We start from the raw sequence: 16,221 nt of genomic DNA, 5'->3' as shown, positions 1-16,221 counted from the left end.
CACGTGCATTTTTGGCAGACTGGCAAGAATGAATTCGACCAAACACCGCGAAGTAGCCAAGCTCGATCGCGTTCCGTTGCCGGTCGAGGCTGCCCGCATCGGCACAACCGGGTGGCAGCTCACCCGCACAGGCGCACGAGTGCTCACCAAACTGCCCGGGCGTGGCCGCTGGCAGGACAAGGTCATCAAGCAGATCCCGCAGACCTTTTCCGACCTCGGACCCACCTATGTGAAGTTCGGTCAGATCATCGCGTCCAGCCCCGGTGCCTTCGGTGAGAACCTGAGCCGGGAGTTCCGCGGCCTGCTGGACTCGGTGCCGCCCGCGGACACCGTCGAGGTGCACAAGCTGCTGCAACAGGAACTCGGTGGAGACCCGGCCAAGCTCTTCGCGAAGTTCGACGAGCAGCCGTTCGCGTCGGCCTCGATCGCCCAGGTGCATTTCGCGACGCTGCACACCGGTGAGGAGGTCGTGGTCAAGATCCAGCGGCCGGGCATCCGCCGCCGGGTGGCTGCCGACCTGCAGATCCTCAAGCGCTTCGCCCAGCTCGTCGAGCTCGCCAAGCTGGGCCGGCGGTTGTCCGCCCAGGATGTGGTGGCCGACTTCTCCGACAATCTCGCCGAAGAGCTCGACTTCCGTATCGAGGCGCAGTCGATGGAGGCGTGGGTCTCGGGTCTGCACGGGTCGCCGCTGGGCCGCAACATCCGGGTTCCGCAGGTGCACTGGGAGTTCACCAGCGAGCGCGTGCTGACCATGGAACGCGTGCACGGCGTGCGTATCGATGACGTGAGGGAGATCCGCAAGAAGGGCTTCGACGGCACCGCGCTGGTCAAGGCGCTGCTGTTCTCCACGTTCGAGGGCGGCCTTCGGCACGGCCTGTTCCACGGTGACCTGCACGCCGGCAACCTGCTGGTCGACGACGACGGCCGGATCGTGTTCCTGGATTTCGGGATCATGGGTCGCATCGACCCGCGGACCCGCTGGCTGCTGCGCGAACTCGTGTATGCACTTCTGGTCAAGAAGGACCACGCGGCGGCAGGCAAGATCGTCGTGCTGCTGGGCGCGGTGGGCACCACCAAACCGGAGAAGGAAGCCGCCAAAGATCTCGAAGAGTTCGCGGCTCCCCTCACGCTGAAGACGCTCGGCGACATGTCCTACGCCGAGATCGGCAAACAGCTCTCCACCCTGGCCGACGCCTATGACGTCAAGCTGCCGCGCGAGCTGGTGCTGATCGGTAAGCAGTTCCTGTACGTCGAGCGGTACATGAAGCTGCTGGCACCCAAGTGGCAGATGATGAACGACCCGCAGTTCGGCGGATACTTCGCCAACTTCATGGTCGAGGTCAGCCGCGAGCACCAGAGCGACGTCGAGGTCTGATGGAAATCCGCACCGGCACAGCCACCGTCGCCGAAGACATCGAGCTGTACTACGAGGAACTGGGCAACCCCGGCGACCCGGCAGTGTTGCTGATCATGGGGCTCGGCGCACAGCTTCTGTTGTGGCGCAACGGTTTCTGCGAGAAGCTGGTCGACCAAGGCTACCGGGTGATCCGCTACGACAACCGCGATGTCGGGCTGTCCACCAAGCTGCACGGTCAACGGGCCGGCGGCGGTTTGGTGCCCAAGCTGGCGAAGTCCTATGTCGGGCGGCCCAGTTCATCGGTGTACACGCTGGAGGACATGACCGACGACGCCGCGGCATTGCTCGATCACCTCGGGGTCGAACAGGCGCACATCGTCGGCGCCTCAATGGGCGGGATGATCGCGCAGATCTTCGCGGCGCGATACAGCCGGCGGACCAAAGCGTTGGGGATCATCTTCTCGTCCAACAACTCTGCGTTCCTTCCTCCCCCGGCGCCCCGGTCACTGCTGTCGTTGATCACCGGTCCGCCACCGAATGCACCGCGCGATGTGATCGTCGAAAACGTGGTGCGGGTCGGCAGGATTCTCGGTAGCCCCGGCTATCCCGTTCCCGACGAGCAGGCGCGCGCCAATGCGATCGAGGCCTATGACCGGTGTCACTATCCGCAAGGAATCGCACGGCATTTCGCCGCGATACTGGGCAGCGGCAGCCTGAAGCACTACGACCGTCAGATCACCGCACCCACCGTCGTCATCCACGGCCGCGCCGACAAGCTGATGCGCCCCTCGGGTGGTCGCTCGATCGCCTCGACGATCCCGAATGCGCGCCTGGTGCTGTTCGACGGCATGGCGCATGACCTGCCCGAAGCCCTCTGGGACGACATCGCCGGCGAGCTCAAAACCACGTTTGCCGAGGTCAGCTAGGTAATGACGGTTATCTTTCGGAATCGTCTGCTCCCAGCCTGACCGGCTAGCATCGGGGTTGCACAGCGGTGATCGCCCATCCCACGGGGGGGATTTGTGGTTGCTGCCTAAAGCATTCATGCGAAAGGCACACCGACATGGCCAAACGGCTGAAACCTCACTTCGAGGATGTACAGGCCCACTACGACCTGTCTGATGATTTCTTCCGACTCTTCCTTGACCCCACTCAGACGTACAGCTGCGCGTACTTCGAGAAAGACGACTACACCCTCGAGCAGGCCCAGATCGCCAAGATCGACCTGGCTCTGGGCAAGCTGGGCTTGCGGCCCGGGATGACCTTGCTGGACGTGGGCTGCGGCTGGGGCGCAACGATGTTGCGCGCACTGGAGAAGTACGACGTGAACGTCATCGGGCTCACGCTGTCGAAGAATCAGCGTGATCACGTCGAGCAGGCGTTCGCCGAGTCCGGCAGTCCTCGGGACAAGCGCATCGAGCTCATGGGCTGGGAAGAATTCCACGAGCCCGTCGACCGGATCGTGTCGATCGGCGCGTTCGAGCACTTTGGCTTCGACCGCTATGACGACTTCTTCTCGATGGCCTACAACGTCTTGCCCGACAACGGCGTGATGTTGTTGCACACCATCACCTCGTTCACGCTTCCGCAGATGACGGAGCGCGGTCTGCCGTTGACGTTCGAGATCGCGCGGTTCGTGAAGTTCATGCTCACCGAGATCTTCCCGGGCGGGCGGCTGCCGACCGTCGAGAAAGTGGAGGAGCATTCGACCAAGGCCGGCTTCACGCTCACGCGGGTCCAGTCGCTGCAGCCGCACTACGCGCGCACGCTGGATTGTTGGGCGGAGGCGCTGGAGGCCAACCGCGACAAGGCCATTGAGGTGCAGTCCGAGGAGGTCTACGACCGGTACATGAAGTACCTCACCGGGTGCGCGCACGGATTCCGGGTAGGGTACATCGACGTTGACCAGTTCACGCTTGAGAAGCAGGCGAAAGAAACGCCCGGTTAGGGCACTGTTTGGCCACCGTTTCGGTGAGCCGAGGCGGTATGGTCCAGATCACAAAGTGCATACTGGTGCGCGCGCAAAAATCACGTGCGGGGGCCGTGATGCAGGCAGGTAAGCAGAATCAGGAAGGCTGTAACTCTCATGCCCGAGGCAACTGAAACCAAGGACATGCGGCCCCATTTCGAGGACATCCAGGCTCATTACGACCTCTCGGATGACTTCTTCGGGTTGTTCCAAGATCCGACCCGCAAGTACAGCTGTGCGTACTTCACCGGGCCCGATGTCACACTCTCCGAGGCGCAGATCGCCAATGTCGATCAGCATCTCGACGCCCTCGACCTGAAACCGGGAATGACTCTGCTCGAGGTGGGCTGCGGCTGGGGCCTGACGTTGCAGCGCGCAATGGAGAAGTACGACGTCAACGTCATCGGACTGACGCTGTCCAAGAACCAGAAGGCCTATTGCGATCAGCTGTTGGCCGGGATCGACAGCGAGCGATCGTTCGATGTCCGTCTCGAGGGCTGGGAGCAGTTCCATTCACCCGTCGACCGGATCGTCTCGATCGAGGCCATCGAGCATTTCGGCTTCGAGCGCTTCGACGACTTCTTCAAGAACAGCTTCGACATCCTGCCCGAGGACGGCCGGATGACGATCCAGAGCAGCTGCGGCTACCACCCGTACGATCTGCAGGCTCGGGGCAAGAAGCTGACCTTCGAGTTGGCCCGCTTCGCCAAATTCATGGTCGACGTGATCTTCCCCGGCGGCCGTATCCCGAGCACCAAGATGCTCGTCGAGCACGGCGAGAAGGCGGGCTTCGTCGTCCCCGAGCCGCTGTCGCTGCGCAACCACTACATCAAGACCTTGGGCATCTGGGCCGCGCGCCTGGAGCAGCACAAGGATGAGGCGATCGCCGCGGCCGGCGAAGACAGCTACAACAACTACATGCGGTATCTGACCGGCTGCCAGTACTACTACGTCGACGAGGCGCTCGACGTCAGTCTCGTCACCTACCTGAAGCCGGGTGCCGCCGCCTAGCAGGGATTTCTCCCTCGGCGAATCTCCGAGTGCAGTCCATGGGCCCGAGTTAATCTCGGGCCCATGGCTGTTGGGCGGCTCGCTGATCCGAATTGCACCCTGGGCACCGATCCGCGATCGGATCCCCGGATGGTGGCGGCGCTCGCGCCGCTCGGGCTGGCTGATGTGCTTCCGGATGCGCCGCTGACCATCGACTCGCCGTTGGCGGATCGGTTGGCGTATGCGGCGGGCGCCGAGGAAGCGGTCGGTGGAGTGATCTCGATGCTGGCGTCCGCAGCTCCGTCGCCGGGAGGTGTCACCACCACGACGGTGACCATCCCCGGCACCGACGGCCACGAGATCACGCTGTTCGTCAGTCGGCCGGATCGCGCCGACGGTCCTCTTCCGGCAGTGGTGCATTTCCACGGCGGTGCAATGGCGATCGCCAGCGCCGCGGACGCCGGGTACCGGCACATCCGGGAGAGCATGGCCGCGACCGGCCTGGTGGTGGTCGGCGTGGAGTTCCGCAACTCCGGCGGCCGCCTCGGCGCACACCCGTATCCGGCCGGTTTGAACGACTGCGCGGCCGCGACTCGGTGGGTGCACGCCAATGCCGCGGAGCTCGGCGTGAGCCGGCTGATCGTGTGCGGCGAGTCTGGCGGGGGGAACCTCACGCTGACCACCGTCCACAAGGCCAAGCGAGAGGGATGGCTCGACGAGATCGCCGGCGCCTACGCCCACTGCCCCTATATCTCCAACCGCTGGCTGAACTACCCCGACGATCTGCCGTCGCTTCGGGAGAACGACGGATACTTCATCAGTTGTCAGCAGGCTGCGCTGCTGGGCTCGATCTACGATCCCGACACGACGCATGCCGGAGATCCCACCTGCTGGGCCGGCGCGGCTAGTGATGACGATCTTGCCGGTTTACCGCCGCACGTGATCTCGGTAAACGAACTCGATCCGCTGCGCGACGAAGGCCTTCTCTATTACCGACGGCTGCTGGCCGCCGGAGTTCCCGCCGTCGGTCGAGTCGTTGCAGGTACATGCCATGGCGGCGACCTGTTGTTCCCGGCGACGATGCCGGACGTGTTTGCTGCGTCAGTCCGGGATGTCAGTGGCTTCGCGTGGTCGGTGTCGACGTAACAGGCTGCCGCGCAACATTTTTCGGCGGAGATAATGGCCAGCGAAGTGCCCCGCCGGGTGATCTGTTCACACCCACGCGGACCGCACTCCAATAGCCACCGAATTGTGCACTCGGTGCCATTCGGAAAGCGGGTTGTTCCCCACGAAAATGCCTGGCGAAAGGTGCCGGTTTCCGGTTGACAGGACCTGGGTGGTATGGGACTCTTTCCTTAATTTCTCAGGCAACGCAAAGCAAGAGCCTCAGAAAGCAAACAGGAACATTTATAGGGGGGTCTAGATGACTACTGCAGCAAGCAAGTTCTCTGGCATGTCGACCAAGCTTCAGGTGACCACCGCCGCCGTGGCCGTTGCCGCTGCTGCAGCGATCACGCCGGCCGTCGCCCATGCCGCACCCAGCCTGGCGTCGTTCTCCGAGGGACTTGGCAACTCCGCCGAGCTCCTGGTCGACCCGGTGGTCATCGTCGACACGCCCAGCGCCGCAGTCGCGACGCCCGGCTCCAACAAGAAGGCCGCAGCCAGCGCGACTCCGCCGGCCGCGGTCATCCAGACCTTCATCTCTGGCTTCGTTGATGCCGCCCAGAGTGCCGTTCAGGCGGGCGTTCAGTACTTCGGTACGTTCGTCTATGGCGGTCTGGCGTTCACCGGCTTGGCGTTCAACCTGGCAGGTCAGATCCTCCCCGGCCCGCTCGGCGACGCCTTCACGAATGTGGGCGCCGGATTCGACAATGCAGCCTGGAACGTCGCCAAGGCCATCAAGATCGGCCCCTACTCCACCTCGAGCTAAACAACCTACGAAAACGACTCGTCAGTTGTTGTCAATCGACAGCTGGCGAGTCGTTTTTTGTTGGCCGGCCGACGCGGCTGCACAAATGCGGGCCGCACTGGAGCATGGGGAATTGACTGAGTGAAGTTCTTTTCGCGACGACCGTCCAATGACAACCCGGACGACGACGATGTAGACCTGATCGATGACGACGGCGATGAGCGCCCCTGGTACCGGCGTCGCAATGTCGTCTGGGGCGCGCTCGGAGTGCTGCTCGTTCTCATTCTGTTCGGCGGATGGCTCGGTCTGCGGGCATCCGAGGCGAAGACGGGTCTCGAGCAAGCCCGTGCCAGTGCACAGCAAGCCAAAGACGCACTGCTACAAGGGAATACGAAGGATGCATCACGGTTCGCGGCCGATGCGCAGTCGCACGCGCAGGAAGCGCGCGATGCGACGCACTCCGTGCCCTGGAACATTGTCTCCGTCGTACCGTGGTTGGGCAGCCCGTTCAAGACCGGTCAGCAGATATCAGACGTCGTGCTCGGCCTCGCTGCCGACGTTCTGAAACCCACAGCAGATGCCGGCACAACGGTCGCACCGGACCAGTTGCTCGCCAACGGCAGGCTCGACGTGACGGCGCTGCGTAATGAACAGCCCACCTTGAGCAAGATCGCGGCAGACGCAGCCCGCCTGAACACCGCCGCCCAGGCAATTGCGGAGCCGAGCTACCTGGCCGCTGTCGGTGGAGCGCGGACCCAACTTCAGGTGCAGACAGCCGACATCGCGCAACTGCTGGGCAACACAGCCCTGGCGGCACAATTGGCGCCGTCGATGCTTGGCGCCGATGGTCCGCGCAGCTACTTCATGGGTTTCCAGACCAACGCCGAAGCCCGGGGTACGGGCGGCTTGCTCGGCGGATTCGGGATCCTCCGATTCGACGACGGCAAGCCCAGTGTGGACACGCTCGGACCCAACACCGATTTCAACAAGCGGTTCACCCCGTTCTCCATCAATCCGGAATTCGATGAGCAGTACGGGTTCAGCAATCCCACAACCGATTTCCGAAACAGCAACCAGAGCTCGCACTTTCCGTACGCGGCACAGATCTGGCGATCGATGTGGGAGCAGCAGTCAGGAATGAAAGTCGATGGTGTGGTCGCCATCGACCCAATCGCCCTGAGCTACATCCTTGGGGCGACCGGTCCAGTGACGATGCCCAATGGCGAGATCGTCACGAAAGACAATGTCGTCGAGCTGACTGAATCCACGGTCTACACTCGCTTCCCCGATCCCAATGATCAGAGTGGCCGAAAGCAGTACCTGCAGGAAATCGCTACCGAGGTCGTCAAGAAGATCACCAAGCCGGTGGAATCGCCGCGCAAGCTGCTCAACGCCTTGGGGCGCGCGATCAGCGAGCGTCGAATCTCGGTGTGGAGTTCGTCGCCCGCTGATCAGGCACTTCTCGAACAAACGCCGCTGGCCCATGTGATCCCCGACGATCCGGCCCCCTACGCCGAAGTCGTCATCAATAATCTTGGCGGCAACAAAATGGACTATTACCTCGATCGACAGATCGAGTACGTTGCGGACGGATGCGACGGTGATAAGCGCACGTCGACCGTGACGATCCGACTAACGAACACGCTCAAGGACGTCGACGGCCTGCCCGACTACGTTGCGGGCCGGCTCGGATTTTTTCCTGAGATTGCCGGGGACATCCCCAGAGGCACGATGCTCACCTCGGTCCGCCTTTTGACGACTAAAGGCGCCGAAGTCAACAGCGTTCTCGCCAACGGAAAGAGGTCCCGCGTCTTCGGATCGACAGAACGGGGGCACCCGAGTTTCGAGTCTCAGGTGGCCATACCGCCGGGAAAGACAGTCGAATTGATCTTCCGTCTCACTGAACCGATTGTTCCTGGAGCGGCGCGGGTTCCGGTACAGCCGCTCGCAGGCAATGTCGCCCCCAAAGTGTCGGTGCCGACGTGCACTCGATAGATCGAAGGCGCTCAGCAAAATTCATCGGCGTCAGTCCAGTCACCAACACTGTGCCCCGATGTCCCCATTGCTAGGCTTCACAGCGGGGATACGACGAACGGGGCAGTTTCGGGCGGGTTGCGACGGCGAGCGGCGGTGTCTCGCGACATCGAGGCCGGCAAGGGGGTCACAATGAATCTGCAGGACTTCGCAAAGATGTTGCGAACCCGCTGGATCACCGTGTGCGTGACCACGCTCTTAGCGGTCCTGGCCGCTGTTGCCTACACGTTGGTGACGACGCCGCAATACGAGGCCACGACGAGATTGTTCGTATCAACGTCGTCAGGTTCGACCCTGAATGACCTATATCAGGGCAACCGATTCTCGCAGGAGCGCGTGGCCTCCTACACAGAGTTGTTGATGGGCCAAACGCTGGCTCAACGCACCATCGACAAATTGAACCTCGATATGTCGGCCGACGAGTTGAAGGCGAAGATCAAGGCCACCGCGAAACCTGACACGGTGCTTATCGACGTTGCGGTGCTCGATCCATCGCCCGTTCGAGCGCGCGACATGGCGAACGCCTTGTCCGACGAGTTCGTGCTATTGGTAGGAGAATTGGAGACTCCCCCGCAGGGAAACACCAAAGCGGACAGTCGCGTGGTCGTGGAGCAGCGGGCGTCCATTCCTGAGTCTCCCGTCATTCCAAATCCGCCGCGCAACCTGGCGCTCGGCCTCCTCGCGGGTCTGGCGCTGGGCGTGGGTCTCGCTGTCGTTCGTGACAGATTGGACAACACAGTCAAGGGCCGCGAAGCGCTCGAAGAGATCACCGGCGTTGGGTTGGTCGGCAGCATTCCGTTGGATAAAGAACGCCGTAAAGAAGCCGCGATCGTGTTCGAGAGCGACAACTCGGCTATTGCGGAGTCGTTCCGCAAGCTGCGGACCAATTTGCACTTCCTCGCTGTCGACAATCCGCCGCGCGTGATCGTGGTGACCAGCTCATCACCGCACGAGGGCAAGTCGACGACGGCGATCAACATCGCGTTGGCGTTGGCCGAGGCTGAACACGAGGTGGTTCTGGTCGACGGCGATATGCGCCGGCCTTCGGTGGACCGATATCTCGACCTGGTCGGAACCGTCGGTTTCAGCACTGTCCTCAGCGGCGGGGCAACTCTTGATGAGGTCTTGCAGAAGACCAAGTTTCCGCAACTGACCGTCCTCACATCCGGCGCAACCCCGCCGAACCCCAGCGAGCTACTCGGCTCGCAGGCAGCCAAATCCATCCTGACTGAATTGCGAGAGCGATTCGATTACGTAATCGTCGACTCCTCACCGCTTCTCGCCGTCACTGATGGGGCGATACTCGCGGCCAATTCAGATGGTGCGCTCGTCATGTCGAGATTTGGCCAAACAAAGCGCGACCACCTGGCGCACGCAATCGGAATCCTCCGCGACGTGGGGGCGACTGTACTTGGCGCCGTGTTCACGATGACCCCCACCCGCGGAAGCTCGCGGTACAGCTATAACTACAGCTACAACTACGGCGATGACCGGCGAGAGTCGGCCAAGAATGCATCGATTGACCCGGATACCGCGCCATCTCCTCCGTTGGGCGAAGAGGATACCGGCCAGGGCGCCGTGCACGGTACAGAAGGCACCCAAGCCGAAAACGTTGAGACCGTGGAAGCGACGAAGCCCGCGGGTGGAAAGCGCGAAGCTTCCGAGTAGGCCAGACCACCGAAGATGAGCGAGATCAAGCCGCGCCGGGTGTCAGCAGTCATCCGTGCCTATAACGAGAGCAAGCACATCGGACGGCTCCTGCGCGGGCTGGGTCAGCAGACCGTCAGACCCGACGAGATCATTCTGGTGGACTCAGGTTCCACCGATGACACAGTTGCCATCGCCGAGTCGCTCGGCTGCCGCATCGTGCACATCGCCAAGGAAGAGTTCTCCTTCGGACGAGCCCTGAACCGTGGTTGCGATGCGGCCAGCGGGGACATCTTGCTGTTCGCCTCAGCGCATGTCTACCCGGTCTACAACACCTACGTCGAACACATCGTCAACGCGTTTGACCGCAAGGGTGTTGCCATCGCCTACGGCCGCCAGGTCGGAGACGAGCGAACAAAATTCTCCGAGTCTCGGGTGATGCTGAAATGGTTTCCCCACCAGAACATCTGGGACCAGGGGCACCCGTTCAGCAACAACGCCAATGCTGCGGTCCTCAAGTCGGTATGGCAGGAACTGCCGTACGACGAATCACTCACCGGTCTCGAAGACCTAGATTTCGCCAAGCGTGCTCTGACCAAAGGTTACAAGATCTCTTATGTTGCAGACGCACCCGTGGTTCACGTCCACGAAGAGAGCTGGAGCATCATCCGCAATCGCTATCGGCGCGAGGCGATGGCGTACGCCCAGATTGTCGAGGGCTCGAAGATGTCACTGCCGAACGCAATCGGACTGGCCCTGTCCAACATTGCCAGCGACTACAAGGAAGCGGTGAAGGTGAACCGGTTGCGGACCAATGTGCTCAGCATCCCGCAGTTCCGGTTCGCCCAGTTCATCGGCGCCTGGGAAGGTTTCCGGGCGCCCGATCACGTGTCAGCGCGCCTGCGCGAGCGCTTCTACTACCCTGCTGACTCCAAGAACGCTGACACTCCGGCCGAACCGGGACTCAGAATCGAATACTCCGAAGACTCCTAGAACCAAGCCGGCAGGAACCAATGACCAACACCGTCGCGATCGTCCCGATGCGCCACAACAGTGAGCGTGTGCCCGGGAAGAACTATCGCCCGCTGGGCGGCATGCCGCTATATCACCATGTCGTCCGCACCCTGAGTGCTGTCCCGGAGATCGACTTGATCGTCATCGACACCGACAGCGACTTCATCATCGACGACTGCGCCGAGAACTTTCCCCTGGTGAAGGTGCTCCTCCGGCCCGAGCACCTGCGCGACGGCAACATCGCCATGAACGACGTCCTGCTCAACACACTCGACCAAGTCGAGTCAGATGTCGTCCTTCAGACGCATTCGACCAACCCATTCCTGAAGGCCGACACGGTTTCCGCAGCTTTGAAGGCCTTTTATAGTCCTGACACCGAGTTCGATTCGGTCTTCAGCGTAACCCGCCTGCAGGCCAGGCTGTGGGACGCTGAAACGCGGCCGGTGAACCACGATCCGGCGGTGCTCCTTCGTACACAGGACCTGGCGCCGTTGTTCATCGAAAATTCGTGTTTTTTCATATTCACCCCGGAGTTGTTGCGGGAACGAGGAAACCGAATCGGCGCGCGACCGCACATGTTCGAGATGTCGGCGCTGGAGGCCGTCGATATCGATACCGAAGAAGATTTCGCGTTGGCGGAAGCTATCGCTCACGGCAACCCGATCAATACATGAGCACGCCCCTGATACTCGTCACCTGTCGGCAGATGCAGGTCGAGCTTCCCCGGCACCGCCAGCGAATCGAGAGCCTCGGCTACGAGGTCGTCGCTCCGGAACTCGGTGGGCGACAACAGTTCACGGCGGCCGAGTTACTCGAATACCGCTCTCGGCTGGTAGGCATCATCGCCGGCGACGACGAGCTCGATCGTTCATTCTTCGCGGGTTCCGGCAACCTCAAAACGGTGATCCGTTGGGGAATCGGCATGGACTCAGTGGACCACGATGCCGCCCGGGAGCATGGGGTGACGGTACGCAACACTCCCGGCGTCTTCGGTCAAGAAGTCGCTGACTCGGCATTCGGCTACGTCCTCAATCTCGCACGCGGATTCATCACAGTAGATTCCGCGGTGCGACGCGGCGAATGGCCCAAGTGGGAGGGATTCACACTCGCCGGCACGCGGCTGGGCGTTGTCGGCTTCGGAGCGATCGGTCGCGAGATCGCCAAACGGGGCTCAGGCTTCGATATGGACGTCGTTGCATATGACCCTTTCGTTCAGGAGCGTTCGACCGCAACGATTGTCAGCCTCGAAACTCTCTTGCAGACAAGTCGATTCATCGTATTATCGTGCCCGCTCACCCCTGAGACAACGCACTTGATCAACGCCGACACCCTTGCCATGGTTCACCCCGACGCCTACCTCGTGAACGTCGCCAGAGGTCCGGTTGTGGACGAACCTGCGCTGATCGACGCACTTGCAGGCAAGCGTCTGGCCGGCGCGGCGCTGGACGTGTTCGAGGTCGAGCCTCTCCCCCTGGACAGCCCGCTGCGGTCGCTCCCGAATGTCGTACTGGGCGCGCACAACGGGTCGAACACACGCCAGGGCGTGGAGCGGGCCAGCAGCGCCGCCGTCGACTTCCTCCTCGAGGAACTCACGAAGTGAGCCAAGCGGTCATCATCACCGGCGCTGCGGGTGGGATTGGCGCCGCTCTATGCGAACGGATGCGTAGTGATGGTTACCTCGCGATCGGGATCGATCGTCACGCCGCGCCCGCTGCCGATGTCGACCTCCAGCTTGACATGCGCGAGTCCGAGCAGCTGGTGGAACTCGGTCGCGAACTTGCCCAGAACTACGAGGTGAAGGCTGTCGTACACAATGCCGCCGCGCAGCCCATCGCTGCGGCTGGGGAAACATCCCTGCACGATTGGGTCGACGCGCTGCGGGTCAATGTCATCGCCGTCGACGCTTTGATCTCGGGCACGCGTGCGAGTCTCGCAGCCAATGACGGTTCCGTGGTAGCGATCAGCAGCGCGCATGCACGTGCCACTACCGGCGGGTTGACCGCCTACGCCACAACGAAGGCGGCGTTGGAAGGCTGGGTTCGTTCTGCGGCACTGGATCTCGGCCCGGACATCAGAGTGAACGCCGTCGCGCCGGGAGCCATCGATACCGCGAAGCTTCGCGAAGGCTTCGCCCGGTGGGGCGACGAATCAGCCGAGGAGCGGAAGGCCATTCTGCGTCAGCGAACTGCGTTGCGCCGCATCGGCGATCCGAGCGATGTCGCCGCAGCGGTGTCGTTCTTGATCAGTGAGGATGCCAGCTTCGTCACCGGATCTGTTCTGGTCGTCGACGGCGGTGCTACAGCCCGATTGGGGTCAGAATAAGGGCAAATCCCATAATCACGGGAGCGGTGACCTACGTAGCTGAGACCAGTCGAAGACGTGCGTGATCGCCCACCAGGGGCCGAATCGCAGAGGTTCATGTGCCGATGTAGGGTCGCGACATGCGAGTGCTTGTGACTGGAGGGGCAGGCTTCATCGGCACGAATTTTGTCGAGCATCTTCTACAGCGCGGAGATGCCGTCTGCAGTATCGACATCGCGGCGCCCAAAAACAATTCACATCGCAATGTCTATAAGCGGGTCGACCTCTTGGATCGTCCTGCCCTCACCGAGGTTCTCGCGGATTTCAAACCGACCGAAGTAGTCCACTTGGGAGCTCGCACCGATATGGAGCAACGCAAGGGGCTTGAGCACTTCGCGGCAAATATCGCCGGCGTCGAGAATCTGATCGAAGCCATCAAGGCGGTCGGCGGCGTCCGACGCACAATCTTCGCGTCTTCCAGGTTGGTGTTTGATCTCGGTTACGTGCCCCGGTACGAGACTGATTATCACGCCTCGACTCTTTACGGCCAAAGCAAAACGAAAGGCGAGGAGCTTGTTCGAGCTGCGCCCGAGGCCATCGGAACGTGGACTATCGTGCGGCCGACCGGAATTTGGGGACCTTGGTTCGGGGAACCGTACCTGTCATTCTTCTCGTTGATCAAAAAGGGACTTTATGTAAATCCCGGCCGCAAAGTGGTGCGCAAATCTTATGGGTACGTTGGAAATTTCGTGCACCAGTTGCAACGATTGTTAGAGGTCGAAGAATCTAGCGTCGACCGCAAGACCTTCTTGCTTGCCGATTACCAGCCTGTGGTCGTGGCCGATTGGGCCAATCAGATCGCGACGCATTTCGGAAGCAGGCCCGTGAAAACCGTTCCCGCCTCAGCCCTTCGCGCCGCAGCTGCGGTGGGCGACGGCCTAGGGAAATTCGGAAAGCGGTTCCCGATGACGAGTTTCAGATTCAACAACATGGTGACCGACATGGTCTACGACACGGCTGATACCGAGACTGTCGTTGGTCCACTGCCCTTCACGCTCGAGGTTGCAACAGCACAAACAATCGAGTGGATGCGCCAGCACGGGCACTGAGGGGGACCAGCTGCTACGCAGCGTTGCCTGGACGCGGGCCTTCGGCCAGTTGCCTCAATACTGCGCCGTACTGCGCCAACGAGGTGGTTGCTTCTACCCTGATCCATTCCTTGATCTGGTCGGACCGAAGGTTGCGAGATTCTTGGTCCCACTGCTGCGAGCGGATGTGCTGAAGCGTAAATGCCGAGAAATCATCGTCACGGCCGCATACCGCGCCGCCAACCGCGGGGACGATCTCCGAGATGACCCCTCGATCGGTCGCGAGGACCGGACAACCGGCAGCGAGCGCCTCGTAGATGACAAGAGGCGCCGCCTCCTGTTTGAATGCGGTCGGAAACAGAAATAGGTCAATTTCGCGATAAAATTCGGCCTTGGCGTTTCCGGACAACGGACCCAAGTAGCTGACAGCTGATCCGTGTTTTCTTCGAATATCCGCGAGACGGTCCTCGACTTCCTGACCGAGTGTCGGGCCTGCCAACGCGAGCGTCGCGTCAACGCCGACCGACCGAATTGTGTCGAAGGCGTCGGCGACGGCAAAAAAGCCCTTGTCTCTGGACAAATTGCTCAGGTGTCCGATGCGAATCGGCCCGGACGGACGACTGGCCGCAGGCCGTTCGGCTTCGTCTGCGACGAACCGAGCGTTGGTCGCGACTCGGAAATTTACGTCACCGTATTGCCGTTGATAATTCGCGGCCATTCCCTCGGTGAGAAAAACGTGGGTGGCGTGTTGGCCAGCTGCCGTCGTGACCGCTGCAATGGCATCGTCACGCTGCTCGATGTAACGACAAGAGTGGTGATGGATCATTACAGCTCCGTAGCGACCGGCCGCACCCACGATATGCGCGCGGGTGTACCAAGCCCCCAATCCCGCATCCGGGACGATATAGAGCGTGGCGCCAAGGCTGCCCGCAGCGCGCGCCCGCTTCAGACCCACGAAATTCCTGGCAGACCTGCGCGCATGATACGAAAGGCTCCGGTTATGCGTCAGGGTCGGGCCAGAGACGTTCACCCTCGTCACAGGGATACCCGCGTCGACGAGCGACTTCCACACCGACTCGTTGACGAATGCGGCGCCGCCCAGTGGCGGAGGAAAATTGCCGATCATCGTCACGCTCGCGCCGCTCATGAGTGGCACGCCTCCAATCTCGGGGGTGCCCCGGCTAGCGCTTGATCACGACTCTCGTAAAGGCCGCCGAGACGGCGGGAGCGACAGTTCGACGAATCGGCGCTGCTCATCGGTCGTAACCTTTCCAGCCCAATCCCGTCGTGGCCAAACCAACAGCTCTCCATACGCGGGCGGGGGTAGAACGGTATGCTCACCAAGTAACGGCTCACGAGGGGGAGACAGTCCGTGAAAAGGTACCTGATCTGCGGTGTTGGCGCCGCCAGTGCGCTCATGGCGATATTCGGAGCTGGGACCGCCGGCGCCATTAACGAATACTCCGGGCTGACGTACTCGAAGGCTCAACAGAAGGCTGGACAGTATGGGCAGACGCTGCTCATCGCGACCAAAACAGGGAGCTTTCTCGCCCTCGACGATTGCATGGTCACAGGCAGCCGCAAGGCGGTTTTTCTCAATTCCAGCGGTCGTAGCGAAGGCGGCCAGAACTACCTCATCGACCTGAACTGCAACGACTTGAGCGCCTTGAACGGTCACCCTGGTAACTCCGTGGCGAGCCCGGAGGGGCAGGAAGTCCTCAAGGCGAAACAGAATGCCGACGATATGAGCAAGAACTACGCCAAGATGGTTGAGAACGGCAAGACACCAGCCTGCTTGACCACTGACGCTGCAACCCGCTGGTGCATCAAGGTATGCACCACCTCTAAATCGTGCTCCTCCGACCTAAATTCAGCTTTGGGACTCTAACCCGACACGGTGTCCATCACGCTT

The 16,221-nt window shown here is 61.6% G+C and carries 15 protein-coding genes; 14 read left to right on the top strand and 1 reads right to left on the bottom strand.

The features are described 5' to 3' along the window. Nucleotides 1–28 precede the first annotated feature (28 nt). From AB4879_RS22230 to AB4879_RS22170, 13 genes are all read left to right on the top strand, one after another. Nucleotides 29–1,375 (top strand): ABC1 kinase family protein, encoded by a 1,347-nt coding sequence (locus AB4879_RS22230; RefSeq protein ID WP_370509311.1) that lies wholly within the window; start codon nt 29–31, stop codon nt 1,373–1,375. Then, nucleotides 1,375–2,283, top strand: coding sequence for an alpha/beta fold hydrolase (locus AB4879_RS22225; RefSeq protein WP_102807086.1), 909 nt, complete (start codon nt 1,375–1,377; stop codon nt 2,281–2,283). Before AB4879_RS22230 ends, AB4879_RS22225 begins: the two co-directional genes overlap by 1 nt. A gap of 137 nt (nt 2,284–2,420) precedes the next feature. Next, the gene (locus tag AB4879_RS22220) at nt 2,421–3,305 is read left to right on the top strand and encodes a cyclopropane mycolic acid synthase family methyltransferase (protein ID WP_370509310.1); all 885 of its coding nucleotides are present in this window, start codon (nt 2,421–2,423) and stop codon (nt 3,303–3,305) included. Between the two features lie 138 nt (nt 3,306–3,443). Next, a complete protein-coding gene (locus AB4879_RS22215) occupies nt 3,444–4,337 on the top strand; it encodes a cyclopropane mycolic acid synthase family methyltransferase (protein ID WP_370509309.1) in 894 nt (297 codons plus the stop codon). 63 nt (nt 4,338–4,400) lie between these two features. Next, nucleotides 4,401–5,462: an alpha/beta hydrolase fold domain-containing protein gene (locus AB4879_RS22210; protein WP_370509308.1), complete on the top strand. Its 1,062-nt coding sequence runs from the start codon at nt 4,401–4,403 to the stop codon at nt 5,460–5,462. 307 nt (nt 5,463–5,769) lie between these two features. Further along, nucleotides 5,770–6,246 (top strand): hypothetical protein, encoded by a 477-nt coding sequence (locus tag AB4879_RS22205; RefSeq protein WP_370509307.1) that lies wholly within the window; start codon nt 5,770–5,772, stop codon nt 6,244–6,246. Between the two features lie 120 nt (nt 6,247–6,366). Beyond that, nucleotides 6,367–8,220, top strand: coding sequence for a DUF4012 domain-containing protein (locus AB4879_RS22200; RefSeq protein ID WP_370509306.1), 1,854 nt, complete (start codon nt 6,367–6,369; stop codon nt 8,218–8,220). Between the two features lie 171 nt (nt 8,221–8,391). Continuing rightward, nucleotides 8,392–9,927 carry a polysaccharide biosynthesis tyrosine autokinase gene (locus tag AB4879_RS22195; RefSeq protein WP_370509305.1) on the top strand — a complete coding sequence of 512 codons (1,536 nt, stop codon included), beginning with the start codon at nt 8,392–8,394 and terminating at the stop codon, nt 9,925–9,927. A 15-nt stretch (nt 9,928–9,942) separates the two neighbouring features. Beyond that, nucleotides 9,943–10,899 carry a glycosyltransferase family 2 protein gene (locus AB4879_RS22190; RefSeq protein WP_370509304.1) on the top strand — a complete coding sequence of 319 codons (957 nt, stop codon included), beginning with the start codon at nt 9,943–9,945 and terminating at the stop codon, nt 10,897–10,899. Nucleotides 10,900–10,919: 20 nt separating this feature from the next. After that, on the top strand, nt 10,920–11,594 hold the full coding sequence (locus AB4879_RS22185; RefSeq protein ID WP_370509303.1) for a cytidylyltransferase domain-containing protein: 675 nt from the start codon (nt 10,920–10,922) through the stop codon (nt 11,592–11,594). Next, complete coding sequence (locus tag AB4879_RS22180; RefSeq protein WP_370509302.1) at nt 11,591–12,520, top strand: phosphoglycerate dehydrogenase; 930 nt, start codon at nt 11,591–11,593, stop codon at nt 12,518–12,520. The genes AB4879_RS22185 and AB4879_RS22180 overlap by 4 nt, the downstream gene beginning before the upstream one ends. Next, nucleotides 12,517–13,242, top strand: coding sequence for an SDR family NAD(P)-dependent oxidoreductase (locus AB4879_RS22175; RefSeq protein WP_370509301.1), 726 nt, complete (start codon nt 12,517–12,519; stop codon nt 13,240–13,242). Before AB4879_RS22180 ends, AB4879_RS22175 begins: the two co-directional genes overlap by 4 nt. Nucleotides 13,243–13,361: 119 nt before the next feature. After that, nucleotides 13,362–14,330: an NAD-dependent epimerase/dehydratase family protein gene (locus AB4879_RS22170; RefSeq protein ID WP_370509300.1), complete on the top strand. Its 969-nt coding sequence runs from the start codon at nt 13,362–13,364 to the stop codon at nt 14,328–14,330. 13 nt (nt 14,331–14,343) lie between these two features. Here the strand turns inward: AB4879_RS22170 and AB4879_RS22165 are convergent, their stop codons facing one another. Beyond that, nucleotides 14,344–15,456, bottom strand: a complete 1,113-nt coding sequence (locus AB4879_RS22165; RefSeq protein ID WP_370509299.1) for a glycosyltransferase family 4 protein — start codon at nt 15,454–15,456, stop codon at nt 14,344–14,346. Between the two features lie 225 nt (nt 15,457–15,681). On the opposite strand from AB4879_RS22165, the gene AB4879_RS22160 reads away from it, so the two are divergent. Next, complete coding sequence (locus tag AB4879_RS22160) at nt 15,682–16,197, top strand: hypothetical protein (protein WP_370509298.1); 516 nt, start codon at nt 15,682–15,684, stop codon at nt 16,195–16,197. Nucleotides 16,198–16,221 lie beyond the last annotated feature (24 nt).

Source organism: Mycobacterium sp. SA01, assembly GCF_041287105.1.
Taxonomy (GTDB): domain Bacteria; phylum Actinomycetota; class Actinomycetes; order Mycobacteriales; family Mycobacteriaceae; genus Mycobacterium.
The sequence above is the reverse complement of the archived record's forward strand: the minus strand, read 5'-3'. Positions and strand labels throughout refer to the sequence as shown.